The organism is Megalodesulfovibrio gigas DSM 1382 = ATCC 19364 (assembly GCF_000468495.1).
Classification (GTDB): domain Bacteria; phylum Desulfobacterota; class Desulfovibrionia; order Desulfovibrionales; family Desulfovibrionaceae; genus Megalodesulfovibrio; species Megalodesulfovibrio gigas.
Genome location: NC_022444.1, coordinates 2,702,707 through 2,704,347 on the forward strand (window position 1 = coordinate 2,702,707; position 1,641 = coordinate 2,704,347).

General features: G+C 68.7%; 2 protein-coding genes. Both read left to right on the plus strand.

All coding sequences use genetic code 11. The features are described 5' to 3' along the window. Window positions 1–63: 63 nt before the first annotated feature. Window positions 64–729, plus strand: a complete 666-nt coding sequence (gene thiE, locus DGI_RS11875; protein WP_021761318.1) for a thiamine phosphate synthase — start codon at window positions 64–66, stop codon at window positions 727–729. 30 nt (window positions 730–759) lie between these two features. Next, on the plus strand, window positions 760–1,641 hold an 882-nt coding region (locus DGI_RS11880), incomplete at its 3' end, for a helix-turn-helix transcriptional regulator (protein ID WP_021761319.1).

Below are 1,641 nucleotides of genomic sequence, written 5' to 3' on the forward strand. Positions count from 1 at the left end.
AGAAAGGTGTTCCCCCGAGAACTCTTTCAAAGATACCTTGCCCTAGCCAAGGGAGCGTGCCAGATGAAGCCCATCGTTGACTATCGTGTCTATCTCGTGACCGACCGCGCCCTGTGCCTGGGCCGGGACCTGCTGGATGTGGTGGCCGCAGCCGTGCAAGGCGGCGTGACCCTGGTGCAGCTGCGCGAAAAACACGCCGGCGGCCGCGAGTTCGTGGAGTTGGGCCGGGCACTGAAGGACCTGCTGGACCCGCACCGCATCCCGCTCCTGGTGAACGACCGCGTGGACGTGGCCCAGGCCATCGGCGCGGCCGGGGTGCATGTGGGCCAGTCTGACATCCCGTATGCCGACGTGCGCCGCATCCTGGGGCCGGATGCCATCATCGGCCTGTCCGTGGACACCATGGAACAGGCCCTGGCAGCGCCGGATCTGGATCAGGTGGCCGGCGGCGCAGGCATCGGGCCGGATTATCTGGGCGTGGGACCAATCTTCCCCACCGCCACCAAACTGGACGCCGGCGAGGCCTGGGGGCTGGAAAAGCTGACGGCCCTGCGCCGCCAGACGCATCAGACACTTGTCGGCATCGGCGGCATCACGGTGGCCAACGCCGCGGCGGTGATGCGCGCCGGCGCAGACGGCGTGGCTGTGGTCAGCGCCATCGTCAGCGCCCCGGACCCGGCGGCCGCGGCCCGGGAACTGCTGGACGCGGTGGAAGCCGCCAGGGTGTAATCTCCATACCTGCAGGCCAGGAGCAGTGTTGTGAACAGAGTTGACCGGCTCCTGGCCCTGATTCTCTTCCTGCAGTCCCGCCGCGCGGCCACGGCGGAAGAAATAGCGCAGCACTTCAACCTGAGCGTGCGGACCATCTACCGCGACATGCGCGCCCTGGGCGAGGCCGGCGTGCCGCTTGCCGCCGAGGCCGGGGTCGGCTACGCTCTGATCAAGGGCTTCCACCTCCCCCCCGTCAACTTCACCACCGCCGAAGCCGGGGCCCTGGCCACCAGCCGGATGCTGCTCCAACGGGCCGCGGACCCGACCCTCCTGGCCCATATGGACGCCGCCCTGATGAAGATCGACGCCGTGCTCTCTCCGGCCTCCCGGCTGCAGCTGGAGCGATTGCTGCACGGCCTGGGCACGACTGCCGCCCTGCCGACTCCGCCCCAGGCCGACCTGGCCAGCCTGCAGCAGGCCCTGGCTCAACGCCGGGTGTTGCGGTTCCTCTATCAAGGCCATGCCCAGCCCAACGCCATGGAACGCATGGTGGAACCGCACGGCCTGCTTTTTTACCTGGACCGCTGGCACCTCATTGCCTGGTGCCGCCAGCGGCACGCGTTCCGCGACTTCCGCACCGACCGCATGCGCAATCTTGAATTGCTGGACGCCAGCTTCACGCCTCGCGAAGGCTTCTCCTCCCTTGCCTACATCCGCGAGCAGATGCCCGCGCCGGCCCTGCGGGCGACGGTGCGGTTTCACGCTGCCGTCGCCGACCGCGCCCGCAGGGAATGGTGGCCCGGCATCGAGGCCGAGCATCCTGCCGGCCACCACTGCAGCGACCTGGTCCTGAAGGCCGTGGACTGGGACCAGCTGGCCGGATGGCTGCTTTCCTTCGGGACCGACGTGACCGTGCTCGACCCGCCGCAC

What these genes read in the sequence shown, in the direction of transcription:
- thiE (WP_021761318.1), top strand. Translation starts at nt 64, where the DNA reads ATGAAGCCCATCGTTGACTATCGTGTCTATCTCGTGACCGACCGCGCC.